30 protein-coding genes are annotated in these 25,809 nt (G+C 74.5%); 13 read left to right on the top strand and 17 right to left on the bottom strand.

The genetic code is table 11. The features are described from left to right. Positions 1–91: 91 nt before the first annotated feature. Both ftsX and ftsE read right to left on the bottom strand, forming a co-directional pair. A complete protein-coding gene (gene ftsX, locus OSR43_RS05720; RefSeq protein WP_302270173.1) occupies positions 92–988 on the bottom strand; it encodes a permease-like cell division protein FtsX in 897 nt (298 codons plus the stop codon). A 96-nt stretch (positions 989–1,084) separates the two neighbouring features. Continuing rightward, complete coding sequence (ftsE, locus tag OSR43_RS05715; RefSeq protein WP_302270172.1) at positions 1,085–1,774, bottom strand: cell division ATP-binding protein FtsE; 690 nt, start codon at positions 1,772–1,774, stop codon at positions 1,085–1,087. A gap of 71 nt (positions 1,775–1,845) precedes the next feature. On the opposite strand from ftsE, the gene OSR43_RS05710 reads away from it, so the two are divergent. Beyond that, positions 1,846–2,547 (top strand): hypothetical protein, encoded by a 702-nt coding sequence (locus OSR43_RS05710; RefSeq protein ID WP_302270171.1) that lies wholly within the window; start codon positions 1,846–1,848, stop codon positions 2,545–2,547. A gap of 88 nt (positions 2,548–2,635) precedes the next feature. After that, positions 2,636–4,294 carry a fibronectin type III domain-containing protein gene (locus tag OSR43_RS05705; protein WP_302270170.1) on the top strand — a complete coding sequence of 553 codons (1,659 nt, stop codon included), beginning with the start codon at positions 2,636–2,638 and terminating at the stop codon, positions 4,292–4,294. A gap of 18 nt (positions 4,295–4,312) precedes the next feature. Here the strand turns inward: OSR43_RS05705 and prfB are convergent, their stop codons facing one another. The 4 genes from prfB to OSR43_RS05685 all read right to left on the bottom strand — a co-directional run bounded on the left by prfB (position 4,313) and on the right by OSR43_RS05685 (position 7,908). Continuing rightward, entirely contained in the window at positions 4,313–5,431 is a 1,119-nt protein-coding gene (prfB, locus tag OSR43_RS05700) for a peptide chain release factor 2 (RefSeq protein ID WP_302270168.1), read from the bottom strand. A gap of 136 nt (positions 5,432–5,567) precedes the next feature. Beyond that, positions 5,568–6,032 carry a CAP domain-containing protein gene (locus OSR43_RS05695; RefSeq protein WP_302270166.1) on the bottom strand — a complete coding sequence of 155 codons (465 nt, stop codon included), beginning with the start codon at positions 6,030–6,032 and terminating at the stop codon, positions 5,568–5,570. Positions 6,033–6,119: 87 nt separating this feature from the next. After that, positions 6,120–6,764: a class F sortase gene (locus tag OSR43_RS05690; protein ID WP_302270165.1), complete on the bottom strand. Its 645-nt coding sequence runs from the start codon at positions 6,762–6,764 to the stop codon at positions 6,120–6,122. Continuing rightward, the gene (locus OSR43_RS05685) at positions 6,757–7,908 is read right to left on the bottom strand and encodes a hypothetical protein (protein WP_302270163.1); all 1,152 of its coding nucleotides are present in this window, start codon (positions 7,906–7,908) and stop codon (positions 6,757–6,759) included. The genes OSR43_RS05690 and OSR43_RS05685 overlap by 8 nt, the downstream gene beginning before the upstream one ends. A gap of 412 nt (positions 7,909–8,320) precedes the next feature. Here OSR43_RS05685 and OSR43_RS05680 point away from each other — a divergent pair, with 412 nt between their 5' ends. From OSR43_RS05680 to OSR43_RS05650, 7 genes are read left to right on the top strand one after another with little or no spacing between them, the layout of a single operon-like run. Continuing rightward, positions 8,321–9,616 carry a CpaF family protein gene (locus OSR43_RS05680; protein ID WP_302270161.1) on the top strand — a complete coding sequence of 432 codons (1,296 nt, stop codon included), beginning with the start codon at positions 8,321–8,323 and terminating at the stop codon, positions 9,614–9,616. 1 nt (position 9,617) lies between these two features. Next, positions 9,618–10,472, top strand: a complete 855-nt coding sequence (locus OSR43_RS05675) for a type II secretion system F family protein (RefSeq protein ID WP_302270160.1) — start codon at positions 9,618–9,620, stop codon at positions 10,470–10,472. After that, complete coding sequence (locus OSR43_RS05670) at positions 10,469–11,407, top strand: type II secretion system F family protein (protein ID WP_302270158.1); 939 nt, start codon at positions 10,469–10,471, stop codon at positions 11,405–11,407. Before OSR43_RS05675 ends, OSR43_RS05670 begins: the two co-directional genes overlap by 4 nt. Before the next feature lie 40 nt (positions 11,408–11,447). Next, a complete protein-coding gene (locus tag OSR43_RS05665) occupies positions 11,448–11,651 on the top strand; it encodes a hypothetical protein (RefSeq protein WP_302270155.1) in 204 nt (67 codons plus the stop codon). Beyond that, entirely contained in the window at positions 11,651–12,052 is a 402-nt protein-coding gene (locus OSR43_RS05660) for a TadE/TadG family type IV pilus assembly protein (RefSeq protein ID WP_302270153.1), read from the top strand. Before OSR43_RS05665 ends, OSR43_RS05660 begins: the two co-directional genes overlap by 1 nt. Beyond that, complete coding sequence (locus tag OSR43_RS05655) at positions 12,049–12,528, top strand: hypothetical protein (RefSeq protein ID WP_302270152.1); 480 nt, start codon at positions 12,049–12,051, stop codon at positions 12,526–12,528. Before OSR43_RS05660 ends, OSR43_RS05655 begins: the two co-directional genes overlap by 4 nt. Positions 12,529–12,541: 13 nt before the next feature. After that, entirely contained in the window at positions 12,542–12,967 is a 426-nt protein-coding gene (locus tag OSR43_RS05650; RefSeq protein WP_302270151.1) for a pilus assembly protein TadG-related protein, read from the top strand. Between the two features lie 7 nt (positions 12,968–12,974). Here the strand turns inward: OSR43_RS05650 and OSR43_RS05645 are convergent, their stop codons facing one another. From OSR43_RS05645 to OSR43_RS05625, 5 genes are read right to left on the bottom strand one after another with little or no spacing between them, the layout of a single operon-like run. After that, positions 12,975–13,712 (bottom strand): dienelactone hydrolase family protein, encoded by a 738-nt coding sequence (locus OSR43_RS05645; protein WP_302270150.1) that lies wholly within the window; start codon positions 13,710–13,712, stop codon positions 12,975–12,977. Positions 13,713–13,747: 35 nt separating this feature from the next. Further along, positions 13,748–14,419: a hypothetical protein gene (locus OSR43_RS05640; RefSeq protein WP_302270149.1), complete on the bottom strand. Its 672-nt coding sequence runs from the start codon at positions 14,417–14,419 to the stop codon at positions 13,748–13,750. 27 nt (positions 14,420–14,446) lie between these two features. Further along, a complete protein-coding gene (locus OSR43_RS05635; RefSeq protein ID WP_302270148.1) occupies positions 14,447–15,115 on the bottom strand; it encodes a hypothetical protein in 669 nt (222 codons plus the stop codon). Positions 15,116–15,128: 13 nt separating this feature from the next. Continuing rightward, complete coding sequence (locus OSR43_RS05630) at positions 15,129–15,935, bottom strand: ABC transporter permease (RefSeq protein ID WP_302270147.1); 807 nt, start codon at positions 15,933–15,935, stop codon at positions 15,129–15,131. Further along, positions 15,932–16,867 (bottom strand): ABC transporter ATP-binding protein, encoded by a 936-nt coding sequence (locus OSR43_RS05625; protein WP_302270146.1) that lies wholly within the window; start codon positions 16,865–16,867, stop codon positions 15,932–15,934. Before OSR43_RS05625 ends, OSR43_RS05630 begins: the two co-directional genes overlap by 4 nt. Positions 16,868–16,966: 99 nt before the next feature. On the opposite strand from OSR43_RS05625, the gene OSR43_RS05620 reads away from it, so the two are divergent. After that, positions 16,967–17,827 (top strand): alpha/beta fold hydrolase, encoded by an 861-nt coding sequence (locus tag OSR43_RS05620; protein WP_302270145.1) that lies wholly within the window; start codon positions 16,967–16,969, stop codon positions 17,825–17,827. A gap of 8 nt (positions 17,828–17,835) precedes the next feature. On the opposite strand, the gene OSR43_RS05615 is transcribed toward OSR43_RS05620, so the two are convergent. The 4 genes from OSR43_RS05615 to ligD (OSR43_RS05600) all read right to left on the bottom strand — a co-directional run bounded on the left by OSR43_RS05615 (position 17,836) and on the right by ligD (OSR43_RS05600) (position 21,102). Beyond that, positions 17,836–18,522, bottom strand: a complete 687-nt coding sequence (locus OSR43_RS05615; RefSeq protein WP_302270144.1) for a response regulator transcription factor — start codon at positions 18,520–18,522, stop codon at positions 17,836–17,838. Positions 18,523–18,607: 85 nt separating this feature from the next. Further along, positions 18,608–19,108, bottom strand: coding sequence for a hypothetical protein (locus tag OSR43_RS05610; RefSeq protein ID WP_302270143.1), 501 nt, complete (start codon positions 19,106–19,108; stop codon positions 18,608–18,610). Positions 19,109–19,249: 141 nt separating this feature from the next. Then, entirely contained in the window at positions 19,250–20,161 is a 912-nt protein-coding gene (ligD, locus tag OSR43_RS05605; protein WP_302270142.1) for a non-homologous end-joining DNA ligase, read from the bottom strand. Continuing rightward, a complete protein-coding gene (ligD, locus tag OSR43_RS05600) occupies positions 20,158–21,102 on the bottom strand; it encodes a non-homologous end-joining DNA ligase (RefSeq protein WP_302270141.1) in 945 nt (314 codons plus the stop codon). The genes ligD (OSR43_RS05605) and ligD (OSR43_RS05600) overlap by 4 nt, the downstream gene beginning before the upstream one ends. A 17-nt stretch (positions 21,103–21,119) precedes the next feature. Between ligD (OSR43_RS05600) and OSR43_RS05595 the strand changes: the two genes are divergently transcribed. From OSR43_RS05595 to OSR43_RS05585, 3 genes are all read left to right on the top strand, one after another. Then, positions 21,120–22,106, top strand: a complete 987-nt coding sequence (locus OSR43_RS05595) for a Ku protein (protein WP_302270140.1) — start codon at positions 21,120–21,122, stop codon at positions 22,104–22,106. 225 nt (positions 22,107–22,331) lie between these two features. Then, positions 22,332–23,018: a hypothetical protein gene (locus OSR43_RS05590; RefSeq protein ID WP_302270138.1), complete on the top strand. Its 687-nt coding sequence runs from the start codon at positions 22,332–22,334 to the stop codon at positions 23,016–23,018. Between the two features lie 127 nt (positions 23,019–23,145). Continuing rightward, entirely contained in the window at positions 23,146–23,442 is a 297-nt protein-coding gene (locus OSR43_RS05585; protein ID WP_302270136.1) for a hypothetical protein, read from the top strand. Here the strand turns inward: OSR43_RS05585 and OSR43_RS05580 are convergent. Both OSR43_RS05580 and OSR43_RS05575 read right to left on the bottom strand, forming a co-directional pair. Then, entirely contained in the window at positions 23,439–24,308 is an 870-nt protein-coding gene (locus OSR43_RS05580; RefSeq protein ID WP_302270135.1) for an SDR family NAD(P)-dependent oxidoreductase, read from the bottom strand. The two genes, OSR43_RS05585 and OSR43_RS05580, sit on opposite strands and share 4 nt — an antisense overlap. Beyond that, positions 24,305–25,711, bottom strand: a complete 1,407-nt coding sequence (locus OSR43_RS05575; RefSeq protein ID WP_302270134.1) for an amidase — start codon at positions 25,709–25,711, stop codon at positions 24,305–24,307. The genes OSR43_RS05580 and OSR43_RS05575 overlap by 4 nt, the downstream gene beginning before the upstream one ends. Between the last annotated feature and the right edge of the window lie 98 nt (positions 25,712–25,809).

The raw sequence follows: 25,809 nt of genomic DNA, 5'->3' as shown, positions 1-25,809 counted from the left end.
GGGTCGTGCGAGGTCCTGCGACTCGTCCGCGTGAGGCACGTGTGACGAGTGATGCCTGTGTGGCACCAGGGACGACCGTATGCCGCCGGGCTCAGACTTTGAGGTATTTGCGGGTCAGCAGGAGTGTCGGCAGCAGGGTCAGCACCGGCCCGAGGACCGCGATGGCCGCGAGGGTGGAGGTGTACTCCGGGAGCCCGATCCACGGCATGAACGTCAGGCCCGTGGCGGCGCGCTCGTGGATGCCGAAGTACATGAACGCCCCGAGCGCGCCCGCGGCGAGCGCGACACCGACGACGGCGGTGACGATCGCCTCCAGGAGGAACGGCAGCGCGATGTAGAGCGTCGAGGCGCCCACGAGCCGCATGATGCCGATCTCGCGGCGTCGCGCCAGCGCGGCCAGGCGGATCGTGTTGGCGACGAGCAGCAGCGCCGCCAGCACCAGGAACGCGGCCGTGCCCCACGCGCCGTACTTCAGCGCGGTGATGGAGCCGTAGATCGGCTGCAGCACCTCGCGGGCGTCGCGGATGGAGGAGACGCCGGGCAGCCCCTGCACCGCGCTGGTCACGCCCTCGAACTCGTTGGGGTCCTTCAGCGTGATCCACACCGACTGCGGCATGTCGTCGACCGTCGCCGCCGGGTTGGGGCCCTCGAACCTCTCGGGACCGAGGAGCTCCTTGATCTTCTCGAAGGCCTCCTCCTTGGTCTCGAAGTAGTGGCTCTCGGCCTCCGGGTTCTCCTCGACCGCCTCGGCGATGGCCTCCTTCTGGGCCTCGGTGACCTCGCTGGTGCAGCGCGGGTTGTCGTCGTCGTCCTTGCACAGCCAGACCGTGATCTGGAGCTGGGAGCCCCACTGGTCCGCGGCCTTGTCGGCCTGCTGGTTCAGCAGCAGGCCGAGGCCGACGAGGGTGAGGGAGACGAACAGGGTCAGGACGACCGCGATGTGCATCGACACGTTGCGGCGCAGGCCCTGGGCGAGCTCGGTGAACACGTAGCGAAGCTGCATGAGGAGGTGGGGCTCTCGTTCCTGTGCGGGTACGTCGGGTGGCCGGCGCGCCGGGGATCGGGGCCCGGGCCGGCGCTCGGGTCAGTGCTGGAAGCCGTAGGCGCCGCGCGCCTGGTCGCGCACGACGCGGCCGTCCTCGAGCTCGATGACGCGCTTGCGCATCTGGTCCACGATGCCGTGGTCGTGGGTGGCCATGACGACGGTGGTGCCGGTGCGGTTGATCCGGTCCAGCAGCTTCATGATCCCGACGGAGGTCGACGGGTCGAGGTTGCCGGTGGGCTCGTCGGCGATGAGGATCATCGGCCGGTTGACGAAGGCGCGGGCGATGGCGACGCGCTGCTGCTCGCCGCCGGAGAGCTCGTCGGGCATCCGGTCGGCCTTGCCCTCCAGGCCCACCAGCTCCAGCGTCTCGGGCACCAGCGAGCGGATCTCGCTGCGCGAGCGGCCGATGACCTGCAGCGCGAACGCGACGTTCTCCCCCACCGACTTGTTCGGCAGCAGGCGGAAGTCCTGGAAGACCGTGCCGATCTGGCGGCGCAGCCGCGGCACCTTCCAGCCGGCCAGCCGGTTGATCTCCTTGCCGGCGACGTAGACGCGGCCGGAGGTCGGCCGGGCCTCGCGCAGCACCAGCCGCAGGGCCGTGGACTTGCCCGAGCCGGACTGGCCGACGAGGAAGACGAACTCGCCCTTCTCGACGTCGACCGACACCTGGTCCAGGGCCGGGCTGCCCGTGCCGGGGTAGGTCTTGGTGACCTTCTCGAAGCGAATCACCCCAGAGACGTTACGCGAGGGACCCCACCACCCCCGGGACCGGCGAGCCGGGCCTCACTACGGTGTGGCCCATGCCATCCGGTGCCCGAGTGCTGCTCGCCAGCCTCGCGGTGACCGGCGTCGTGGTCGGTGCCGGCCTCGCCGCCGTGGGACCGGACGACGCCGCCGGGCCCGGGCCCTCCGGCCCGCAGGCGTCCCCGACCGCCTCGGCCCCGGGTGGGCCGCCGGGCCTCGAGGACGTCGAGACCCGTGGGCTCGCCGCCCTGCGAGCGCCCTTCTGCAGCGGCGTCGCGCCCGCCGCCGTGACCGACGCCCTGGGCGGCGAGCCCACCCGCGCGGAGTCCTACGACAACGGCGAGACCGCCGCACTCACCCCGAAGGTCACCGACGTCGCCCACGAGCACGGCTGCAGCTGGACCAGCGCGGGCAGCGGCGGTGGCAGCGGTGGCGCGGGCACGACGGCGCGCGCGTGGGTCTTCGCCCCGCCCGTCACCGCGGGCGAGGCGCGCGGCCTGGCCGACGACGCGGCGGCCGCCCGTGGGTGCTCCGCCGTGGCGGACGCGCCGGCCCTCGGCGACCCGGGCGTGGCGCTGGTCTGCACCCGCGGACCGGTGCGGGAGACGTCGTACCGCGGGCTGCTCGGCGACGCGTGGCTGGTCTGCTCCATCAGCGCACCTGGCGACGGCCCGACCCGCGCCGACCAGCTGGCCCGCACCAGCCGTTGGTGCGCCGCCGTGGTCACCGCGGCCACCGGGTCGACGGTCCCGGACTGACCCGGACGGGTCATCTGCCCGACCGGACGGACCGACCCCGTCCGACCTGCCCGGTCCGCGGTCGCCGGCGGGCTAGCGTCGGCCCGTCATGCGCACGATGCCCTCCCCCCGCGGCGCGCTGAGCGCCCTCACCGCCCTCGTCCTCTCCGCGGCCCTCGCCCCGGCCCTGGCCCCCGCCTCCCCTGCGGCGGCCACGGCCGAGCCGAGCCGGCCGCGGGTCGTGGTCGACCCGCTGCCGGACCTGCCCGACGGCCCGCGCGCGGCCCGCGGCTTCGCCCCGCGCGCGGCGTACCCGCTCGACCGGACCTTCGCCCTGCACAGCAACCCCGGCGCGCGCCGGGTCGTGCACATCGACGTCGACGGCGCGACCGTCAGCGGGACCGCGTGGAACGGCGGGGAGTTCCGGTTCCCGGCCGGCTTCCACGCCGGCTGGGACACCGACGGCGACCCCTCGTCCTTCTCCGCGGGCGAGCTGGCCGCGGTCCAGGAGGTGTGGGCGCGGGTCGCGGAGGACTACGCGCCGTTCGACGTCGACGTCACCACCGAGGACCCCGGCGAGGCCGGGATCCTGCGCAGCGGCATCGACGACACGGCGTACGGCATGACGGCGCTGGTCACCGACAGCGCCCGGGCCTGGGACTGGTGCGGGCGGAAGTGCGGCGGCGTCGCCTTCGTCGACGTCTTCGACCAGGTGGACCGGGGCCGGCACCGACCGGCGTGGATCTTCCCGGCCGGCGTCGCGGACCGCCCGGCGTGGGTCGCTGAGGCGGTCAGCCACGAGGTCGGCCACACGTTCGGCCTCGAGCACGACGGGCACGGGGACGCGGCCTACCACGAGGGCCACGGCTCGTGGGGACCGATCATGGGGGCGCCGTACCAGCGCCCGGTGACCCAGTGGAGCGACGGCTCCTACCCCGGCGCGACCCAGCAGCAGGACGACGTCGCGCTCATCGCCGCCAAGGCCGGCCTGCGCCCCGACGAGGGCACGACGCTGCCGGCCGGGACGGCGTACGTCACCCGGCGCACCGACACCGACGCCTACGACCTCGGCGCCTGCACGGGCACGGTCACGGTCACCGCCCTGCCTGCGGCGCTCGGCGCCGACCTCGACCCGCGGCTGACGCTGGTCGACCCCACCGGCGCCGTGGTGGCCGCCGCCGACCCGAGCGGCCCCGTCGCCGCGACGATCACGCGAGCGGTCACCGGGGCCGGCTGGCGCGTCGTCGTGGACGGCGTCGGCGCCCCGTCGCTGGGGTACGACGACTACGGCAGCCTCGGCGCCTACACGCTCGCCGTCACCGGCTGCGGCGTCCCGGCCCAGCCGGCCGACGAGCCCGCGGACGAGCCGACCGGTGAGCCGACCGGTGAGCCGACCGGGCAGCCGGCGGGCGACCCGACCGCGGAGCCGGAGCCGGAGCCCGAGCCCGAGCCGGTCGTGGTCGAGCGGCCGGGCTCGGTCGGCCGGCCGACGGCCCGGTCGGGCGCCAGGGGCGGCGACGCCACCGCCCGGGTGAGCTGGACGGCGCCGACCGCCGACGGTGGCGCGCCGGTCGCGGCGTACCAGCTCGTGGCCTACCGGGTGCAGGGCTCGAAGGTCCTGCAGACGGTGCGCTCGGAGCAGGTCACCGGCAGGGCGGTGGTGTTCACGTGGCGCGCCGGCACCCGGTGGCGGTTCGCCGTCCGGGCGCGCAACAGCGAGGGCTGGGGCCCGCTGGGGCCCCGGTCACGCGTAGCACAGGTGCGCTGACCCGCGCCCCTGGCGCAGTCAGTTCTCGTCGGCCTTGTCGGCGCCGCGGCGCCAGCGGATGCCGGCCTCGAGGAAGCCGTCGAGGTCGCCGTCGAAGACCGCCGAGGGGTTGCCGACCTCGTAGCCGGTGCGCAGGTCCTTGACCACCTGGTAGGGGTTCAGCACGTAGTTGCGCATCTGGTCGCCCCACGACGCCTGCACGTCGCCGCGCATCTCGTCGAGCTGCGCCTTCTCCTCGGCCTTCTTCCGGGCGAGCAGCTTGGCCTTGAGCACGACCATGGCGCTGGCCTTGTTCTGCAGCTGGCTCTTCTCGTTCTGGCAGCTGACGACCGTGCCGGTGGGGATGTGGGTCAGGCGGACCGCGGAGTCGGTGGTGTTGACCGACTGGCCGCCGGGACCGCCGGAGCGGTAGACGTCGACCCGGATCTCCTCCTCAGGGATCTCGATCTCGTCGGTCTGCTCCAGCACCGGCACGACCTCGACGGCGGCGAAGCTGGTCTGGCGGCGGCCCTGGTTGTCGAAGGGGCTGATCCGCACCAGGCGGTGGGTGCCGGCCTCGACGCTGAGCGTGCCGTAGGCGTACGGCGCGTGGATGGCGAAGGTGGCCGACTTCAGGCCCGCCTCCTCGGCGTAGGAGGTCTCGAAGACCTCCACGGGGTACTTGTGCTGCTCGGCCCAGCGCGTGTACATCCGCATCAGGCTCTCGGCGAAGTCCGCGGCGTCGACGCCACCGGCGCCCGCACGGATGGAGACCAGCGCCTCGCGCGCGTCGTACTCGCCGTTGAGCAGGGTGCGGACCTCGAGCGCCTCGACGGCCTTGCGGATCCGGCCCAGCTCGGACTCGGCCTCGGCCATGGAGTCGGCGTCGCCCTCCTCCTGGCCGAGCTCGACGAGGACGCCGAGGTCCTCGATCCGGTCGGAGAGGTTGGTGAACCGCTCCAGCTCGCCCTGCAGCGCGGAGAGGCGACCGGTGACGCGCTGGGCGTTGGCCTGGTCGTCCCAGAGGTCGGGGGCCGCCACCTGCTCGCCGAGGTCGGCGATCTCCCTGCGCATCGCGTCCACGTCGAGCACCTGCTCGATGGTGCGCATGGTCGCCTGGAGCTGCTTGATCGCTACGTCGAAGTCGGGGCCTGCCACGAGGGAGAAGACTACGCCGGTGCCGGGAGGCGGTGGGCATCGCCGACCGGCGGCCGGCCCCGCCCTGCGCGGAGGGTCAGGGCAGCGGTCAGGGCAGCGGTCAGGGCAGCGGTCAGGGCAGCGGTCAGGGCAGCGGTCAGGGCAGCGGGGTGCCGAAGACCTGCGCGACGTACCAGGTGCCGTCGTCGGACTTGCGCGCCGCGATCCCCATCCGGGTGTAGCCCTTGCGCAGGATGTTGGCGCGGTGGCCGGGCGACTTCATCCAGCCCTTGCGCACCACGTCCTTCCCGGTGGCGTAGCCGTAGGCGACGTTCTCCCCCACGAGCAGCAGGGTGCACCCGTCGAGGAGCGGCCCGAGCAGCTGGTGGAAGATGGTGCTCTTGCCGGCCATCACCTTGGCCTGGCGGACGGCGGCCTTGCGCAGGCAGTCGTCGGCCTTCAGCGTCTTGAGGTCGTGGTTCGCGCGGACCTTGTTGGTCGTGGCGAAGGCGGACGCGGCGTAGGTCTGCGCGGCCGTGGCGGCGCCGGCCGGGGCGGGCGCGACGAGCACGGCGGTGGCGAGGGCGAGTCCGAAGAGTGCGGTTCCGAGACGTGCGAGCACGCCCAGCACGGTAGACGGCTCGACCGGTCCCGCCCACCCCGTCGGGCGAGGTCTGACCGATCGGACGATCCCGGTGGTCCCTCCTGGTCAGGCCGGGACGGCCGTGACGACGACGTTGCTGAGGTAGCGGGTGCCGTCCCAGTCCTCGCAGGTGATGACGACCAGCCGGCCGGGGACTTCCTGGCTGAAGAGCCGCTCCGCGTCGTCGGCGAGCCGGCCCTTGCCGTAGATCCGCACCCGCTCCACGACGTACCGCAGGGTGCCGCGGTCGGTGCGGACCACGATGCCGGAGCCCTTGCGCACCTGCTCCAGGTCGTCCAGCGCTCCCCCGCCGGTGTGGACGGTGTGCCCAGCGACCAGGGCGCTGCCCTCGGCGTCCCCCGGCTTGGCGCCGGCGGCCCACCAGCCGAGACGCTGGGGGTCCGAGGGCGGGACGAGGGTGCGGTCCGGGGCCTTGACCGGCTCGACCGGGGCGTCCACCCCGAGGTCGGGGATGCGCAGCCGCACCGGCGCGCCCGGTCGACCGGGAGCCGGGACCGCCTCGGCGGTGGTGGCGAGGGACGGGCTGGGTGTGCTGGACGGGGACGCTTCCCCGCGCACGACGCGGGTCCCGCCGGGCTCGCGGGAGAGCCACACGGCTCCGCCCACGACGAGGGCCGCGGCCACGACCAGCACCAGCCAGTGGCTGGTGCGGCCGCGGCCGCGGTCCGGGGTCGGTCGCCGGTCAGGCACCCTGGCGGCGGCGCAGCAGCGCCACGGCACCGAGCGCGAGGCCCAGGCCGATGACGATCAGCGGGACCGGCGAGGAGACGAAGTCGACGACCGGGTTGCCGTCCTCGCCCGCGTCGACGGCGGTCGGGACCGCAGCGTCGTCCTCGGCCGCGGCGACCTCGGCGTCACCCTCGGGACTCGCGGAGGCGTCGATGCCGAGCACGCCGGCGTCACCCCCGTCGGTGCCGTCGGTGCCGTCGGCCTCGGCGGTCGTGCCCTTGACGTCCGCGTCCTCCGACGGGGTGGCCACGGCCGGCTCCTCGCCCTCGCCCGGGGTCGCGGCGGTCTCGCACGGCTCGACCCAGAAGACCTTGGTCTTGGTGTCGTTGCCGTTGCTCTTCGGCGTCGCCACCGTCAGCTTGACGTGGTAGCCCTGCTTGGGGTGCGGCTCGCCGTCGAACGACAGCGTGTACGTCGCGGTGCCGTCCAGGCCGGTGTCGGTGCCCGCGCCGCTGGCCGGGTCGCCGCCGACGAACACGGTGCCCGGCCCGTCGACGGCCAGGCCGACGTCGCTGGTCGGCGCGTGCATCGCGAAGCTGACGGTCGAGACGATGTCGGCGCCCTCGTCGAAGCCGTACCACTCGACCTGGAAGGTGCAGCCGGGGTGCGGGCTGTTGTTCGGGATGCCGTCCAGCTCGCCGAGCGGGGCGATCTTCACGGTGCCGTTGTTGCCGGCGGGGTCGCCGTTGCCCGGGGCGCCCTGGGCGCCGGCGGGCTTGGGGCCGTTGCCCGGCTTGGGGCCGTCCTGCTTCGGGCCGTTGCCCGGCTTGGGGCCGTCCTGCTTCGGGCCGTTGCCCGGCTTGGGGCCGTCCTGCTTCGGACCGTTGCCCGGCTTCGGGCCGTTGCCGGGCTTCGGCCCGTCCTGCTTCGGGCCGTTGCCCGGCTTCGCGCCGTCCTGCTTGGGCCCGTTGCCCGGCTTCGCGCCGTTGCCGTTGCCCTTGCCGGGCCCGTCGGCGGCCTGGCCGGGAGCCTGCTGGCTCGCGGCGCCGCCGTTGCCGTTCCCGTTGCCCGGGGCAGCGAGGGCGGGGCCGGTGCCGGCCCATCCCGTCAGCGCCACCGCGGCGGCGACGGCGACGTACTTCTTCACAGGCGCGACAGATCGCATCAGATTCTCCGTGTCCTGCCGGGGGTGGCCCGGCGCATGGGCGTTCGAGCGGCGCACCGGGTCCCAGCGGCGTGCCACATGTGTGGTCTGAGTTGCCCCTGGTCAGAGGCCCCAAAACGGCCGCCACTGACCTGGTCTGGACCAGGCGCAGATCACCCGTCACCCGGAGGCGTCCCGCGCCGTTGTGCTCGTCCGCTCGCGCGAGCTGCAACGACAGGTTCGCCGCTGGGTCGGCACGTTGCAGCGTGCCGACACAGCGGCGAACGTCGCGTGACAGCTCGCGTCCAGCCCCCGGATCCGCCTCTCCGGTCACACCCGTCCCGTCCTCCACAGATCCGCGGACGAGGCCTTTACAGACCGCTGTCGCTGGTGATGATGGGTCGGTCGGCAGCATCCATCTCGGGGGACCTGCATGTCACTGACCCACCCAGCCGCACCGGCGCGCGCCGGTCACCACGCGGACCTGCGCACGGACCTGGTCGAGCAGCTCGACCAGCACGTCCGCGAGCTCGTCCGCCGCGAGGGCGTCGACCCGCAGCGCGACGCCGCCGTCGTACGCCGCATCGCCGAGTCGGTGGTCCGCGACCACGACCAGCGCAGCCTGACCGGGCAGGTGGCGTCCGTGCCGGACCCGGACTCGGTCGTGGGAGAGCTGGTCGCGCGGGTCTCGGGGTTCGGACCGCTACAGCCCTTCCTCGAGGACGCGGCCGTCGAGGAGATCTGGATCAACGACCCGAGCCGGGTCTTCATCGCACGCAACGGCCGCCACGAGCTGACCAACCTGGTGCTCACCACCGCACAGGTGCAGGAGCTGGTCGAGCGGATGCTGAAGTCGAGCGGCCGGCGCATCGACGTGAGCAGTCCCTTCGTCGACGCCATGCTCCCCGAGGGGCACCGGCTGCACGTCGTCCTCGAGGGCATCAGCCGCGGGTTCTCGGCCGTCAACATCCGCAAGTTCGTGCTCAAGGCCGCCCGCCTGCACCACCTCGTCGAGCTCGGGTCGCTCAGCCCGCGCGCCGCGGCCTTCCTCGAGGCCTCCGTGCGCGCCGGCCTCAACATCCTGGTCGCCGGCGGCACCCAGGCCGGCAAGACGACGATGCTCAACTGCCTGGCCGCGGCCATCCCGGGTGGTGAGCGGGTGATCTCCGCCGAGGAGGTCTTCGAGCTCCGCTTCCCCCACCCGGACTGGGTGCCGCTCCAGACCCGGCAGGCCGGGCTCGAGGGCACCGGCGAGGTGCGGCTGCGCGAGCTGGTGAAGGAGAGCCTGCGGATGCGGCCCAACCGGCTCATCGTCGGCGAGGTCCGGGCCGAGGAGTGCCTGGACCTGCTGCTCGCCCTCAACGCCGGCCTGCCCGGCATGTGCACGATCCACGCCAACTCCGCCCGCGAGGCGCTGGTGAAGATGTGCACCTTGCCGCTGCTGGCCGGCGAGAACATCTCGGCCCGGTTCGTCGTCCCGACCGTCGCGTCCTCCGTCGACCTCGTGGTCCACCTCGGCGTCGACGAGCACGGCGTACGACGCGTCAACGAGGTCGTCGGGGTGCCGGGGCGGAGCGAGAACGACATCATCGAGACCGAGCCGGTGTTCCGGCGCTCTGGCGGCGACCTCCGGCGGGTCGGCGGCATGCCGCCCCGGCTCGACCTCTTCGAGCGCGCCGGGATCGACGTCCACGCCATCCTGGCCGGTCCGACCGCCGAGGGGCGTTGAGGTGGGGGCGCTCGTCGGCCTCGGGGTCGGGACCGGGTTGCTGCTCGTGTGGTCGGCGTTCTTCGTGCCGCGGACGCCCCGCACGGGCCCGCGGCGGCCCGGGCGCACCCAGGCGTTGCTGACGAGGGCCGACCTGCGCTCGGTCTCCCCGGCCTCGTTCGCCGTGCTCTGCCTGGTCACCGGTCTCGTCGCGGCCCTGGTCGTCCAGGCCGTCTCGGCGACCGTGCCCGTCGCGCTCGCGTTCGGCGTCATGGGCGGCTACCTCCCCGTCGCGGTCGTCTCCGCGCGGGCCCGCCGCCGCCAGCGCGAGCTGGCCGAGGTGTGGCCCGAGGCGGTCGACCACCTCACGAGCGCCGTGCGTGCCGGCATGTCGCTGCCCGACGCGTTGGCCGCGCTGGGCACCCGTGGGCCCGAGGCGCTGCAGCCGGCGTTCGCCGACTTCGCCCTCGACTACCAGGTGACCGGTCGCTTCGGTGAGTGCCTGGACCGGCTCAAGGACCGTCTCGCCGACCCCGTCGGGGACCGGGTGGTCGAGGGACTGCGGGTCGCGCGCGAGGTGGGTGGCGGCGAGCTCGGCCGGCTGCTGCGGAATCTTTCGGGCTACCTGCGCGACGACCTGCGGACCCGTTCGGAGCTCGAGGCGCGGCAGGCCTGGACGGTCAACGGCGCCCGGCTCGCGGTGGCCGCGCCGTGGCTGGTGCTGCTCTTCATGTCCTTCCAGTCCGAGGTGATCCGGCGCTACGCCTCCCCCGGCGGGGTCGTCGTCCTGGTGGTCGGCGCGGTGACGTGCGTGGCCGCCTACCGGCTGATGATGCGGATCGGCCGGCTGCCCGTCGAGCGGCGGATCCTCTCGTGACGCCGGCGGTGTGGGGCGGGCTGCTCGGCGCGACGACGGCGGCGGGGCTGCTGCTGGTCGGTTTCCGTGTCGCCGCGACCCGTCGCCCGCAGCTGGACACCCGGGTGCTGCCGTACCTCCGCGACCTGCCGCGCAGCGGCCCGAGTCCCCGCGCCGTGCAGACCGCCCCGCCGCGATCGGTCGTGGCCGCCGTCTACGGCCCGCTGCTGCGGTCGGCCGCGGACGCCGTGGAGCGGGTGCTGGGCGGGTCCACCTCGGTACGGCGTCGCCTCGAGCGGGCCGGGCTCGACCGGACGGTCCACGACTTCCGGGTCGAGCAGGTGCTGTGGGGGCTCGCGGCCTTCGCGCTCACCGCGGCGTACGGCGTCCTCGACGCGCTCGGCGATCCCAGCGGGGTCGCGTCCTCGGCCGTGCTCTGCATCGTCGCGTTCGCGCTCGGGGTGCTGGCCCGCGACAGCCACCTCAGCGGCCAGGTCCGGTCCCGGGAGCGCCGGATCCTCGCGGAGTTCCCGACGGTCGCCGAGCTGCTCGCCCTGTCCGTCGCGGCCGGGGAGAGTCCGGTCGCCGCGCTCGACCGCGTCGTGCGGCGCAGCGGCGGCGAGCTGTCGACCGACCTGGCCCGCGTGCTCGCCGCGGTGCGGACCGGCGAGCCGGTCTCCGCCGCCTTCGACCGGCTCGCCGCCGCCACCGGCCAGCCGCTGGTGGCGCGCTTCGCGCAGGGCATCGCCGTCGCGGTCGAGCGCGGCACGCCGCTGGCCGACGTCCTGCACGCGCAGGCCGCCGACGTGCGCGAGGCGGGTCGCCGCGAGCTGATCGAGGTCGCCGCGCGGCGCGAGGTCTTCATGATGGTTCCCGTCGTGTTCCTCGTGCTGCCGGTGACCGTGCTCTTCGCGTTCTGGCCCGGCGTGGTCGGGCTCAGCCTGACCACTCCCTAGCGCCGCCGGCGCACCTCAGATGTCTCGGGAAGGAACCACCATGGAACACCTCGACACCGCTCTCCTGCGGTTGCACGCCGCGCTCCTGGCGCTGACCGCACCCCGCTCGCGCGACGAGCGCGGCGACGTGCCCGGCTGGGTGCTGGTCACCGTCATGACCGCCGGGCTGGTGATGGTCATCTGGAAGGTGGCCGACCAGCAGCTCGCGCAGATGCTCAACAGCGCGCTGAGCAAGGTGCAGTAGTGCGCCCGGCGGCCGAGCGCGAGCGCGGGGCCGCCGTCGTGGACTTCGTGCTGGTGCTCGTCGTGCTGGTGCCGCTCTTCCTCGGCATCCTGCAGGTCTCCCTCGTGCTGCTCGTCCGCAACACGCTCGCGGCCGCGGCTTCGGAGGGGGCGCGGTACGCCGCGACCGCCGGCCGCGGCCCGGCCGACGGCGAGGCGGTCACGCGCGACCAGATCACCGGCGCGGTGTCGGGACGGTTCGCCCAGGACGTCGAGGCCCGGCAGGTGCTGGTCGACGGGCAGCCGGGGATCGAGGTGACCGTGCGGGCCCGCGTCCCGGCGCTCGGCCTGGGCGGCCCGGCGCTCGAGCTGGACGTCACGGGTCACGCGGTGGAGGAGCGGCCGCTGGAGGACGCGCCGTGAGCCGCGCTCGTCCGCGCCGTCGGCATCCTCGCAGCGACCGCGGCAGCGCCCTGGTCGAGGTCACCTGGCTCGGCATCCTGCTGCTGGTGCCGATGCTCTGGATCGTGCTCAGCGTCTTCGAGGTGCAGCGCGGGGCGTTCGGGGTCGGCGCGGCGGCGCGGTCGGCGGCCCGGGCCTACGCGCTGGCACCGACCGACTCTGAAGGCGCCCGGCAGGCCGACCTCGTGGCGCGGCAGGCGCTGGCCGACCAGGGTCTCGGCGAGGCGCCGCTGGAGGTCCGGGTCACCTGCACGCCGTACCCGTCCGACTGCCACAGCGGCACCTCGGTCATCACCGTCCGGATCGAGTCGCGTGTCGACCTGCCGCTCATGCCGGAGGTGCTCGGTGGGCAGGCGCCGACCTTCGCGCTGGACGCGACGCACACCGTGCCGATCGGTCAGTACCAGGAGGTGACCGGTGCGGCGGAGGCGGAGTGACGAGCGCGGCCAGGTGACGGTGCTCATCGTCGGCTTCGCGGTGTTCCTCGCCGTGGCGGTCGCGGTGGTGGTCGACGCGACCGCGGCGTACCTCCAGCGCTCCGGCCTCAGCACCCTCGCCGACGGCGCCGCCCTCCACGGCGCCGACCTCGGCGCGACCGGCGCCGACGTCTACGAGGGCGGTGTGCCCGAGGGTCGGCTCGAGGTGACGGCCGCGCAGGCATCCGCCGCGGTGCACGACTACCTGACCGAGGTCGGGGCCTACCGGCGCTACCCCGGCCTCCGGCACACCGTGGCGGTCGACGCCGGCGAGGACCGGGTCACCGTCCGGCTCAGCGCGCCGCTCGAGCTGCCGCTCACCTTCCCCGGCTCGCCGGACCGCCCGACCGTCGCCGCCAGCGGCTCCGCCGTCTCCGGTGTCGACCGGCCGCTGGAGTGACCGGCGGTCAGCCGAGCGTGCGGGAGAACAGCGCCCGCAGCCCCTCGAAGTGGCGCTCCGCCGCGGCCTCGTCGTACGACGAGGTGTCGGCCATCGTGTAGCCGTGCACCGCCCCGGCGAACACCTCGTTGGTGTGCGGCCGGCCCGCCGCCACGAGCGCCTCGCCCAGCGCGGCGACCGCCTCGGGCGGCATCGAGCGGTCGTTGTCGGCGTGCCCGAACGCGTACGCCGCCCGCGACCCCGCCACCGCGAGGTGCGGGCTGTCCGGCTCGTCGGTCACGAGACCGCCGCCGTGCCAGCCGCCGACCGCGGCGACCCGGTCGGGGAACCGTCCGGCCGCACGCACCGCCAGCCGCGCCCCCATGCAGTAGCCGGTGACCCCGACCGGCCCGTCTGCCGCGTGCTCGGCCAGCGCCGCCATCCAGGCGTCGGTGTCGGGGCCGGAGAGGTCCGGGGTGTACGCACCGACCCGGTCCATCGCACCGCTCGCGAAGAACGCCTCGCGCTGCTCGGCCTCCCGCAGGTCGCCCTGGGGCGCCAGCTCCGCGGCCGAGCCGTCCCGGTGGAAGACGTGCGGCACCAGCACGACGTACCCCCATGAGGCGATCCGGTCGGCCATCCGCTCGACCTGGGGCCGCAGCCCGATCGCGTCGACGAAGAACAGGACGCCGGGCCGGCCCGCCTCTCCGGTGAGGTACGCCTCGGCCGGGCCGTCGGTGGTCGGGATGCTGATCCGCTCGCTCACCCGGCCGACGCTAGCCAGCGGGTGGTCGCTCGTGGTCAGCGGGCGGCGACGATCTTGGTGGTGTCCCGGCCCGAGACGACCGTGGCCGAGATCCGCGCGAAGTACTCGGTCGGGCGACGACCGTTGTGGTCCTCGACCCGCCACGTCACCTTCCCGTCCTCGCCGAGCACGGTCCTCCGGATCCGGGTGGCCACGCCGTCGCGCACGCGGAGGAGCTTGACGACCGCGTCCTCCCCGGCACGCGGCGACCGCAGGGTCAGCACGTCCGTGCCCCCCGAGGCATCGCGGGCGCGGAGCCTGGCGTTGATCATGACCGGTGAGCACCGGCAGACGATCGCGCCGTAGACGGCCGTCGCCGACCCCAGCTCCTCCCCCGCTGCGTCGAGCACCCGCCCGATGACGACCGTCTGGGTGTCGAGCACGACGTCGGTCCGGGCGGTGCCGGCATCATCGGTGGTGGTGGTCGTCGTGACACCCTCCGGCTCCGTGTTGGGACCGATCCAGGTGAAGACCACCGTCAGACCCGGCGCCGGCTGGCCCGTGCGAAGGGCGGTGAGCTGTGCAGTGACCTGCTGCCCCGGCATCCCCGGCGGGATCGAGATGGTGACGTCCACCGGCGCCTCGTCCGCCAGCGCAGTCGCCGGAAGAAGCACGAGCGCCGGGAGCAGCGCTCCGACGACGGTGAGGAGGAGCAGCCGCAGGGTCATGCCGGGCACCCTGCCACGCCAGCGGGGTCAGCGGACCCGGATCGTCCGTGTCCGCTCGGCGAAGGACGCGCTCGTCTTCGACACGGTGGCGTAGTAACGGGTCCTCGCCCGACCGTTGTGGTCGTCGACCCGCCACTTCACGACACCGTCCTCGCCGAGGACCGACCGGCGGATCCGCTCGGGGCGCCCGTCGCGGAAGCGGAACAGCCGGACGACGGCGTCCGCACCGCCCCGCCGTTGCGCGACCCCGACCACGTCGTGCCCGTCCTGCGCGTCCCGCGCCTCGATGCTGGCGTTGATCCAGCACCGGCAGACAACTACCGACGAGTCGGCGTACGCCGAGACCCCGGTGCCGCTCGAGTTCCCCTCAGCGTCGATCACCTCGGCCTCCACGCTGTAGTGGCCGACACCGTCCAGCCGATAGGTGTACGTCGCCGTGCCGGCCGCGTCGGTGAGCGCCTCGACCGGCCCGCCGGCCGACGGACCCGGGCCGGTGCGGCGGAACGTCACCGCCAGCCCCTCGGCGGGCGCCCCGTCGACCGTCACGGTGAGGGCGGCGGTGACCTCCTGGCCCTCCCGGCCCGCCGGGACGACGAGGTCCAGCACGGGCGCGGACGCGGCGACCGCCCGCGCCGACCCGGGGGCCAGCACGAGCAGCGCCGCGACGAGGAGGAGGACGGTCCGGCGGGGGCTCATGAGCAGGAGGGTGTCACTTCACCTCGCTGCGCAGCACCCGCCACACGCCGTACGCGATGGGGAGGACGAGCCAGACCAGGCCGGTGACCGCGAGCTGGGTCCACTGCTCCCCGGTCATCACCTCGTCGAAGAGCGCGGTCTGGGCGTAGTTGAAGTCGACCCAGGGCTGCAGGTCGGCGAACCAGTCCTGGAACGCGGCGAGCATCCCGAAGACGGTCGGCAGCAGCGCGGAGTAGATGAAGTAGCCGACGATAGCGGGCGCCGAGGACCGGATGACGACACCGAGCATGAAGCCGACGAGCAGCCCGAGCACGTTGGCGAGGAAGATCTGGGCCAGCGCGGTGGCGGAGACGTCCCAGACCGGGTCGGTGCCGTTGATCGCCGAGCCCAGCAGGTTGCCCAGGACCCCGACGAGCGCCGCGATGACCATCGAGACGACCGCGACGGCCACCGCGACCAGGGCCTTGGCCCAGATGACGCGCCCGCGGCTCGGGACCAGGGTGAACGTCGTGAGGCCGTTGCGCTGGCTCCACTCCCCCGTGACCGAGAGGATCGCGATGATCGGCAGGATCACCGACATCGGGAAGCCGATGGCCGCCGCGAACGACTCGTAGGTGATCGCCGAGTCGGGCGCGAAGATCACCGTCGCGGCAGTGGCGAGCACGGACAGGATGACGATGCTCGCCATCAGCCAGAAGCCGGAGCGGGTGTCGAACATCTTGCGCAGCTCGACCTTCGCCAGCCGCGTCATCGGGATCGGCGCGGGCGCCGGTCGGTCGGGGGTGTGGACGGCGGGGCGGTCCACGGTCACGGCGCTCATGCTGCTGCTCCTTCGTTGCTGCCGGCAGTGCTGGTGGTGGGGGTGGTCTCGCGGGCGGTGTCCGCCGTGAGTTCGAGGAACATCTCCTCCAGGCCGGCGCCGTCGGCGGCGCGCAGCTCGAGGAGGGGTACGCCGGCGGACTGGGCGACCTTGCCGACCACCTCGCTGTCGGCGTCGACGCGCAGGGCGCCCGACCCGGCGGCGGTGACGGTCAGCCCGGAGCCGGTCAGCGCGCGGGCCAGGTCGTCGGCCGCGTGCGCCCGGACCAGGGTGCCGGCGGAGGCGAGCAGCGCCGCCTTGGTGCCCTGGGCGACGATCCGGCCCTGGCCGATGACGACGAGGTCGTCGGCGACCACCTCGATCTCGTGCAGCAGGTGGGAGGAGAGCAGCACGGTGCCGCCGCGGTCGGCGTACCCGCGCAGCAGGTCGCGCATCCATCGGATGCCCGCCGGGTCGAGGCCGTTGGCCGGCTCGTCGAGGACGAGCACGCGCGGGTCTCCGATGAGGGCGGTCGCGATCCCGAGACGCTGGCGCATCCCGAGGGAGTAGTCCTTGACCCGCCGCCGCGACTCGGCCGGGGTCAGGCTGACCAGCTCGAGCATCTCGTCGACCCGCTGCCGCGGGAGGCCCATGGTCTCCTGGGCGAGGGTGAGGATCTCGCGGCCGGTGCGGCCGGCGTGCTGGGCCGAGGCGTCGAGCAGGACGCCCACCTCGAGGCCGGGGTTGGGGAGGTCGGAGAAGCGGCGGCCGTCGACCGTGACGGACCCGCTGGTCGGCGGGGTCAGCCCGACCATGACGCGCATGGTGGTGGACTTCCCGGCGCCGTTGGGGCCGAGGAAGCCGGTGACCCGGCCCGCCTCGGCGGTGAAGGTGACGTCGTCGACGGCCCGGAAGCCGCCGTAGACCTTGGTGAGCTCCTGGACTTCGATCATGGTCCTCAGCCTCGACCCGCGCGGACCCCCGGCACATCGGGGAGCGGCTCGGACGCGACCCTGACCCGCGACCCCGGGGTGACCCCTAGCCTGGGGCGCGTGACCCCCGACCCGCAGCCGGAGACGCTCGAGGCCCGGCTGCCCGCGGTGACGCTGTCCTGCCTGGCGTGGGGACCGGCCGACGGCCCGCTGGCGGTGCTGCTGCACGGGTTCCCCGACACGGCGTGGACCTGGCGCCACCTCGGCCCGCTGCTCGCCGGGCACGGCTGGCGGGTGGTGGCGCCGCACACCCGCGGCTACGCCCCGTCCGGGGTCCCCCGCGACGGGGACCTCCACGTCGCCGCGCTGGCGGCGGACGCGGTCGGCGTGCACGAGGTGCTAGGCGGCGACGACCGCGCGGTGCTGGTCGGCCACGACTGGGGCGCGATCACGGCCAACGCGCTGGGGGCGCACCCGGCGTCGCCGTACTCCCGCGTGGTCACGATGGCCGTCCCGCCGCTGCGGGCGATGGCCGGCAACGGGCCGGTCGTGCTCGCCCGGCAGGCGCGGATGAGCTGGTACACGCTGTTCAACCAGCTGCCGGTGCTGCCCGAGCGCACCCTCGAGCGGCTGGTGCGGCACCTGTGGGCCGCCTGGTCGCCGGGGTACGACGCGCGCGAGGACGTCGCCCACGTGCTGGCGTCGCTGCGGGAGCCCGCGCACCGGTCGGCCGCGCTCGGCTACTACCGGGCCGTGGCCCGGCCGTGGCGGGTGGAGGCGGCGTACCGCGACTGGCACCGCACCTGGACCGGCACGCCGACGGTGCCCGCCCTGGCGCTGCACGGCGCCCGGGACGGCTGCCTGGACCCGCGGATCGCGGCCCGCGCCGGCGCCGTGCTCGTCGAGGGCGCCGGGCACTTCCTGCAGCTCGAGCGGCCCGACGAGGTCGGCCGGCTGGTGGTCGACTTCCTTGGGTCCTGAGCCGGGGCTCAGGACTCGACGGCACCCTCGAGGCGGAAGCCGACGCCGCGCACGGCCACGACGCGGTCCGAGACGCCCTGGCTCTCCAGCTTCTGGCGCAGCCGGCCGATGGTGACGTCGAGGGTCTTGGTCGACCCGTACCAGTTCTCGTCCCACACGTCGGCCATCAGGCGCCCGCGGGAGACGACCTTGTCGCGGTTGGCGGCGAGGATGCTGAGGACGTCGAACTCCTTGCCGGTCAGCGGCACCTCGTCCTCGCCGGAGTAGACGCGGCGGGCGGCGACGTCGATGCGCAGCACGCCGTCGACCGGCGCGGTGTCACGCGCGCCGGCGGTGCGGCGCAGCAGCGCCCGCACCCGCGCCTGCAGCTCGGCGAGGCCGAACGGCTTGGAGAGGTAGTCGTCCGCGCCGTAGTCCAGCCCGACCACCCGGTCCAGCTCACCGGCCCGCGCGGTGACGATCATGATGGCGCCGTCGTACCCGGCCTCGCGCGCTCGGCGGCACACCTCGAGCCCGTCGACGTCGGGCAGGCCGAGGTCGAGGATGACCACGTCGGCCGGACGGCCCTCCAGCTCGGCCAGGGCCTTCTCGCCCGTGTCGACCCAGCCGACCTCGTAGCCCTCGCGCTCCAGCGTCCGGACGAGGGGGAAGGCGATGTCCTCCTCGTCCTCGACGACCAGAACCCGGTGTCCCATGCCACAGAGCATAGGGCCCGGGCGTCGGGGCCGTCCGGGAAGCGTTCCAACAGGGCCGGGCCCGGCCGGGGGCTCGCGGGCGGCGCTAGCCGGTCACCCAGGAGTACGACGCGGTCGCGGACTGCGTCCCCGCGGGCACGAGGGGCGCGTCGTCGGGCAGCGAGACGGTGAAGGTGTACGTCGCCGAGCCGCCGGCCTCCAGCCACCCCATGTCGACGGGGTAGTCGCCCAACCCGCCGAACGGGCCGTCGTACACCTCCCGGCCGTCGTCCTCGATGCGCAGCTCCAGCCGCCCGTCGGCGTACCCCGCGGGAGCGCCGGTCTCGGTGAAGGTCAGCCGCGCCTGCTCGGCGACGTCGTTGGCGATCGTGACCGTGCGGGTGACCTGGTCCCCCGGGTCGAGGTCGGTGACGGTGAGCGTCGCGCTGCGGCTGTCGGCCGCGGCGAGCGCGACCCCGGAGCCGTCGTCGGTGGCGCTGCTGAGCGGCATGCCCGAGAGGACCCCCAGGCACCCGGCGGCTGCGACGGTGAGGACCGGCGCCACGAGGCGGGGCCGCAGCAGCTGCCGCAGGCTCGTCGCCGTCATCGTCGCACCCCTCGCTCAGCCATCCCGGCAACGCTAGGAGGGGCGCTGGCACGCCGCGTGAACGCCGCCCCCTCGACGGCCCCACAGATCGGTAACACCGGCGACGGCACCGGGCGACGGCACCGGGCGGCACCCGCCGGGTCACCCCCGGGCGAAGAGGTCCCCCAGGTCCGCGACCCGGTCGAGCACCTCGTCGTACCGGAACTGCCGCAGGCCCTCCTCGTCCTCGGCGCCCTCCTCGACCTCCACCCAGGTGACCGGCGTGGCGACCGTGGGCCGCTCCCGCCCGCGCAGGGAGTAGGGCGACACGGTGGTCTTGGAGGCGGCGTTCTGCGACCAGTCGAGGAAGACCTTGCCCGACCGGCGGGCCTTGGTCATGGTGGCGGTCACCAGCGACGGGTGCTGCTTCTGCAGCGCCTCCGCGACCTCCTTGGCCAGGGCGGTGGAGTCCTCCGAGCGCATCCGGCCCGGCAGGTCGGCGTAGAGGTGCAGGCCCTTGCTGCCGCTGGTGACCGGCTTGCAGTCCAGGTCGCGCTCGGCCAGCGCGTCGCGCACCATCAGCGCCACCTGGCAGCACTCGTGCAGCCCGGCCGGCTCGCCGGGGTCGAGGTCGATCACGAGCCGGTCCGCGTTGCGCGGGCGGCCGTTGCGGCCCACGGTCCACTGGTGCACGTGCAGCTCGAGGGCGGCGAGGTTGACCAGCCAGGTCAGCGTCGCGAGGTCCTCGACGACCGGGAACACCAGCTTGTCGCCGTGCCGCGAGGTGCCGCGGCTGCCGGTGGTCGGGACGCTGGCGGTGCGCACCCACGAGGGGGTGCCCGCGGGCGCGTTCTTCTCGTAGAAGCTGCCCTCCTGCACCCCGTGCGGCCACCGGATGCGGGTCACGGCCCGCTCGGCCAGGTGCGGCAGCATCACCGGCGCGACCTGCGCGTAGTAGTGCAGCACCTCCCCCTTGGTCGTCCCCGTCGCCGGGTAGAGCACCTTGTCCAGGCTGCTGATCCGCAACCGCCTCCCGTCGACCTCGACGGTGACCTCCTGCTTGGCCGGGCTCAATGTCCCTCCCCCTGCGGGTCGACGAGGAGGTCCGCGACCGAGAGGTCGGTCCGCAGGCCCTGGTACGACGGCTGGCGCAGGCGCTGGGCCCGCGAGGTGTGGTGGGTGTCCACGTCGACGACGAGCACCGGCTCGACCCAGTGCGTGCCCCGGGCGTCCACGCGCGGGACCTCGTCGGCGAACGGGCTGGCGCCGCGCGCGTACGGCCCCAGCGCCTCGGCCAGCGCCGCGCTCGCCCGCCCGCCGATGCCGCTGCCGACCCGGCCCCGGTAGAGCAGGCCGTCCGCGGTCGGCTCCCCCACGAGCAGCGCCCCCAGCCGGTCGGTGCCCTCGGTCGGCCGCCAACCGCCCACGACGTAGGACAGCCGGTGCCGGTGGGCGAACTTCAGCCAGTGCGGCGTGCGGAGGCCCGGGGTGTACCGGCTCGAGAGCCGCTTGCTGACGATCCCCTCGAGCCCCTGCTGGTGGGTCGCGTCGAGCAGCATCGGCCCGTCGTCGTACGACGCGGGGACCTGCCAGCCGGTCAGCCCGAGGTCGGTGAGGCGGGCGCGCCGCTCGACCAGCGGGCGGTCGGTGAGGTCGTCGCCGTCGAGGCGGAGCAGGTCGAAGACCATGAACGTGGCCGGCACCCGGTCCGCCAGGCGCGCCGCCGTGGTCGCCTTCCGGACGTGCATCCGGTCCTGGAGGACCCGGAAGTCCGGCAGCCCCTGCTCGTTCAGCGCGATCACCTCGCCGTCGACCAGCAGGTCGCGCCCGCCCAGGGGCGGCTCGGTGAGGTCCGGCCAGGCCGGCGTGACGTCGTTGTCGTTGCGCGAGGTGAACCGGGTCCGGCCCTCGCGGGTGACGTCGGCGAGCACGCGCACGCCGTCCCACTTCACCTCGTGCGCCCACTCCTCCCCGGGCGGCACCGACGTGCCCTTGGTGGCGAGCATGGGGCGCATGGGGCCATCCTTACCCCATGCGAGCGATCTGGAAGGGTGCGGTGTCCTTCGGCCTGGTCAGCGTGCCGGTCAAGCTGTACGCCGCGACCGAGTCGCACGACGTGTCCTTCCGGCAGGTGCACGCCAAGGACGGCGGGCGGATCAAGTACCAGCGGGTCTGCTCGATCGACGGCGAGGAGGTGGCCTACTCCGACATCGCCAAGGGCTACGAGACCGAGGACGGCGAGATGGTCATCCTCGACGAGGACGACCTCGCCGAGCTGCCCTCGACCTCCTCGCGCGAGATCGCGGTCGAGAAGTTCGTGCCCTCGGACCAGATCGACCCGATGCTGTTCGAGAAGAGCTACTACCTCGAGCCGGAGAAGTCCGGGGCCAAGCCCTACGCGCTGCTGCGCCAGGCGCTCCTCGAGGCCGACCGGATGGCCGTCGTCACCGTCGCGCTGCGCCAGCGCACCACCGTCGCGGTGCTCCGCGTGCGCGACGACGTGATCGTGCTGCAGACGATGATGTGGCCCGACGAGGTCCGCGAGCCCGACTTCAGCGTCGAGACCGGTGAGGTCAAGGCCGCCGAGGTGAAGATGGCCCGGATGCTCGTCGAGACCCTCGCCGGCGACTTCGACCCCGCGGAGTTCGAGGACGACTACGCCGAGGCCGTCGAGGCCCTGGTGAAGACCAAGATCGAGGGCGGCGAGGTCAAGCGGACCCCCACCTCCACCAAGTCCTCCGGCGAGGTCGTCGACCTCCTCGCCGCGCTGCAGCGCTCCGTCGACGCCGCGAAGACCGCCCGTGGCGAGGCAGCACCGCGGGCCTCCGACGAGGACCAGGCCGACTCCGACTCCGACTCCGCCGACGACGGGGCCGAGGAGAAGCCGGCCAAGAAGTCCTCGTCGTCGTCCGCAAAGAAGACCCCGGCGAAGAAGGCTCCCGCCAAGAAGGCCGCTGCGAAGAAGGCCCCGGCCAAGAAGAGCACGACCAAGAAGGCGGCGGCGAAGAAGGCGAGCTGACCCGGGCCGTCGACTCATCAAGAGATGCACGCCTCCCGCCACTCCCCCGGGTCAGCTCGCACGGGGAGGCGAGAGCTCGTCGACATCCCTTGATGGACCGGCATGACGGCCGGTCCAGCCCGGTGGAGTGGCCCGGGTCACAAACCGGTCCGCACCCCTCAGGCGGGGGCGCCTCCGGCCGATGGCCTGGCACCTCGCCCGTCGCAGAGAAAGCGGGAGCCCGCCATGGAACCCCTCGCCGACCACCCCCGGCCGACCGCCCTGCTGACCACGTGGGCGCTGGCCAACCAGGCCCTCCGCGGAGCGTCCGGAGCAGGGACGGTCGCGGAGGCGCAGCGGCTCGTGGAGCAGGCCATGGTGGCCCTCGAGGTGTACGCCGTGAACGCGCCGGCCGGCAGCGAGGAGCACACCGGGTCCCACGTCGCGCTGCAGCGGGCGACGCTGACCGAGCTGGCCCACCTCCTCGCCACCCTGGTGCCGCCCGCCTCCGAGGACCCCGGCCCGGCGCAACGGTCCACCGGCTCCGAGCTCGAGCTGTGCACCGCGCCGGTGCGGGCCGGCGACGCGCTGTGCCTGCTGCGCCGCAGCGGAGGTGGGGGTCCCGGCGGCGCCGGCGACCTCGTCGCGCGGGCCACCGCGGCGCTGCGGGACGGCGACCAGCTGGTGCAGGTCGACGACGACCACCTGCTCGTCGTGCTGGCCGGGGTCCCCCTGCCGGTCGCGTGGCGGCGGATGAGCGGCCTCGTCGGTGCGCGACCGGTCGCCGGCGGTGGCCGGGCCGTGGTCGTCCACGCCGGTCTGGCCGGGGTCGACGACGCCGGCCCCGCGGCAGCGCTCGAGGCCGCCCGCACCGCCCTGCACCAGGCCACGGCCGACGCCGCCGGGCGCATCGCCCTCGCCCGCGCCGCCTGACCCACCCGCGCCGGGCAATCCGCTCGCCCTCCGGTCGGCCGGCGCCTACCGTCGGGGCCGTGGAGGTCATCGGCACGGGGGCCCAGAGGCTCCCCGCCCCGCCGCACGTGGTGTGGCGCTCCCCGCCGTGCCCGACGAGCCTCGCACCCGGCCGTGGCTGGCCCCGGCGCTGCTCGCGGACGAGGTGGTGCCGCAGGTGCTCGAGGCCCACGAGCCCAGCAGCCTGGTGTGGTCGACGCTCTGGCCGCACCGGCCCGACGACCGGATCCTGCTCGAGACCGGCGCAGCGCCCGGCGGGGACACCCGGCTGCGGTTCACCCACCTGTCCCCGCACCCGCTGCCGACCGAGGCGACCGTCGGCCACCTGCGCACGCGGGTCAACCAGCTGCTCTTCGCCGACCTCCGCTTCTCCTACGGCAACTAGCCGGCGGACCGGCCCTCCGGCCCGGGCGTGCCCCGGGCCGCCGCGGAGTCGGCGAAGACGCGGTCCAGGGTCGCCAGAAGTGCGTCGCTGGCGCGAGGCGCGACCACGTTGACGACCTCGCCGAGCGCCCCGGCGACCGTCCCGACGGTGAGCGGCCGGTCCTCGAGCGCCCGGACGACCCGCGCGGCGGCCTGCTCGGGGGTGGCGCCGCGGCCGGCGTACGCCTCGGTGGGTGCGGTCATCGGGGTCCGCACCAGCGAGAACCGCATGTTGGTGAAGGTGACGTTCTCGAAGAACGTCTCGCGCCCGGCGATCCGGCTCCAGGTGTCGAGCGCGGTCTTGGAGGCGATGTAGGCGGAGAACTTCGGCGCCTTGAGCTGCACGCCCCACGTCACGACGTTCACCACGTGGCCGAACCGCTGCTCGCGCATCGCGGGCAGCAGCCCGAGGGTCAGCCGCACCGGCCCGAGGAAGTTGACCGCCATCGTCCGCTCCACGTCGTGGAAGCGGTCGTAGGACAGCGCCAGGCTCCGGCGGATCGAGCGGCCGGCATTGTTGACCAGGTAGTCCACCGCGCCGTGCTCGGCCAGGACCTGCTCGACGAGCGCATCCACGGCGTCGCCGTCGGTCAGGTCGCAGGGGTACGCCGCGGCCGCGGGCCCGATCCGGGCGCGGACCCGCTCGAGCTCCTCGGCGCGGCGGGCGACGAGCAGGACCCGGGCGCCCCGCTCCGCGACGGCGTACGCCGTGGCCTCCCCGATCCCGGAGCTGGCGCCGGTCACCAGCACGGTGCGGCCGGCGAGCGGGCTCGGCCGGCGCAGCGCCCGGCGCGCGAGCGCCGCCGGCCCCTGGAGCAGCAGGCTCATGCGGTCGCGTAGGCAGGCGCGACGAGCGGCCAGGGGCGGGCCGCCTCGACCTGGGCCGACAGCGACAGCAACGTGGTCTCGTCGTCGGTGCGGCCGACGAGCTGCACGCCGACCGGCAGGCCGTCGGCCGCCGGTCCGCAGGGCACCGCCGCCGCCGGGTTGCCCGCGACGTTCCACAGCGCGGCGTAGGCGATGGCGGGCATCGCGGCCAGCGCCGAGCGCACCGTGCCCTTCCCGTCGAGGACCCCGACCGGGACCGGGCGGTGGGCCACCGCCGGCGTGAGCAGCACGTCGACGTCGTCGAAGACCCGGTTGGCCCTCGCCGAGACCTTCTCGGTCTGCCGCAGCGCCCACTCGAGCACCTTCGGGGTCACCCAGGAGCCGATCCGGTAGGTCTCGCGGGTGCGCCGCTCGAGGCGGGAGAAGTGCTCGACCCCGTCGGCCTCGTCGCGGATGCCGCCGAAGAACTGCGGGACGAACGCGGCGGTCGGGTCGGGGTAGCGCGGGTCCACCTCGCGCACGTCGTGGCCGAGGTCGGTGAGCAGCCGGGCGGTGTCGTGCACCGCGCGCACGTGGACGGGGTCGGGGCGCACGCCGAGGGTGACCGGCCTGGTGGTCCAGCCGATCCGCAGCCGGCCGGGCTCCCGGCGGGCCGCCTCGGCGAACGAGCCGGTCTCCCCCGCGCGCCAGCGGTCGCCGTCGGTGTGGCCGCGGACGACGTCGTACACCAGCGCGCTGTCGAGGACCGTGCGCGCGAGCGGACCGGCCGTGCCGAGCGCCCACCACAGCTGGTCCCAGGGCGCGGAGGTGACCCGGCCGCGCTGCGGCTTGAGGCCGAAGAGACCGCAGCTGGCGCTCGGGATGCGGATCGACCCTCCTCCGTCCCCGCCCATCCCGACCGGGACCATCCCGCTCGCCACGGCCGCCGCCGTGCCGCCGCTCGAGCCGCCGGGCGTGCGGGTGCGGTCCCACGGGTTGCGGGTGTAGCCGCGCGAGGAGGACTCGGTGTAGGGCCACGCCCCGAACTCGGGCATCGTCGTGGTCGCCACCACGACCGCACCGGCGGCCCGCAGCCGGCGCACCACCTCCGCGTCCGCGGCGGCCGGGGTGGAGTTGCCCTCGCCGCCGAAGGTGGTCACGAGGCCCTCGACCGCGAGCTCCTCCTTGATCACCACCGGCACGCCGTGCAGCGGACCGGCCACGGCGCCGGCGGCCCGGGCCGCGTCGAGCCGGTCGGCGTCGGCACGAGCACGGTCGGCGACCAGCTGGGAGACGGCGTTCAGTGCGGGGTCGCGCTCGCCGATCCGCGCCAGGGCCGCGTCGACCACCGCCCGCGCCGTCACCTCGCCGCTCGTCGTCAACCGCACCGTCTCGGCCAGGCCGGCCGTCGTCAGATCGTCCACGGCGGGCAGCCTAGGGGTGTCGTGCGACACACTGGTGCCCGGTGACCAAACCGCTCCGCGCGCGGCTCCGAACCCCCGCGGGAGGAGCGTCCGGTCGC

The organism is Nocardioides sp. Arc9.136, assembly GCF_030506255.1.
Classification (GTDB): domain Bacteria; phylum Actinomycetota; class Actinomycetes; order Propionibacteriales; family Nocardioidaceae; genus Nocardioides.
The sequence above is the reverse complement of the archived record's forward strand: the minus strand, read 5'-3'. Positions and strand labels throughout refer to the sequence as shown.

Excerpts from the sequence above, each read along its gene's own strand:
- OSR43_RS05710 (WP_302270171.1), top strand. The coding sequence starts at position 1,846 with ATGCCATCCGGTGCCCGAGTGCTGCTCGCCAGCCTCGCGGTGACCGGC.
- OSR43_RS05705 (WP_302270170.1), top strand. The coding sequence starts at position 2,636 with ATGCGCACGATGCCCTCCCCCCGCGGCGCGCTGAGCGCCCTCACCGCC.
- OSR43_RS05685 (WP_302270163.1), bottom strand. The coding sequence starts at position 7,908 with ATGCGATCTGTCGCGCCTGTGAAGAAGTACGTCGCCGTCGCCGCCGCG.
- OSR43_RS05680 (WP_302270161.1), top strand. The coding sequence starts at position 8,321 with ATGTCACTGACCCACCCAGCCGCACCGGCGCGCGCCGGTCACCACGCG.
- OSR43_RS05665 (WP_302270155.1), top strand. The coding sequence starts at position 11,448 with ATGGAACACCTCGACACCGCTCTCCTGCGGTTGCACGCCGCGCTCCTG.
- OSR43_RS05640 (WP_302270149.1), bottom strand. The coding sequence starts at position 14,419 with ATGACCCTGCGGCTGCTCCTCCTCACCGTCGTCGGAGCGCTGCTCCCG.
- OSR43_RS05635 (WP_302270148.1), bottom strand. The coding sequence starts at position 15,115 with ATGAGCCCCCGCCGGACCGTCCTCCTCCTCGTCGCGGCGCTGCTCGTG.
- OSR43_RS05630 (WP_302270147.1), bottom strand. The coding sequence starts at position 15,935 with ATGAGCGCCGTGACCGTGGACCGCCCCGCCGTCCACACCCCCGACCGA.
- OSR43_RS05625 (WP_302270146.1), bottom strand. The coding sequence starts at position 16,867 with ATGATCGAAGTCCAGGAGCTCACCAAGGTCTACGGCGGCTTCCGGGCC.
- OSR43_RS05615 (WP_302270144.1), bottom strand. The coding sequence starts at position 18,522 with ATGGGACACCGGGTTCTGGTCGTCGAGGACGAGGAGGACATCGCCTTC.
- OSR43_RS05610 (WP_302270143.1), bottom strand. The coding sequence starts at position 19,108 with ATGACGGCGACGAGCCTGCGGCAGCTGCTGCGGCCCCGCCTCGTGGCG.
- ligD (WP_302270141.1), bottom strand. The coding sequence starts at position 21,102 with ATGCGCCCCATGCTCGCCACCAAGGGCACGTCGGTGCCGCCCGGGGAG.
- OSR43_RS05595 (WP_302270140.1), top strand. The coding sequence starts at position 21,120 with ATGCGAGCGATCTGGAAGGGTGCGGTGTCCTTCGGCCTGGTCAGCGTG.
- OSR43_RS05590 (WP_302270138.1), top strand. The coding sequence starts at position 22,332 with ATGGAACCCCTCGCCGACCACCCCCGGCCGACCGCCCTGCTGACCACG.
- OSR43_RS05580 (WP_302270135.1), bottom strand. The coding sequence starts at position 24,308 with ATGAGCCTGCTGCTCCAGGGGCCGGCGGCGCTCGCGCGCCGGGCGCTG.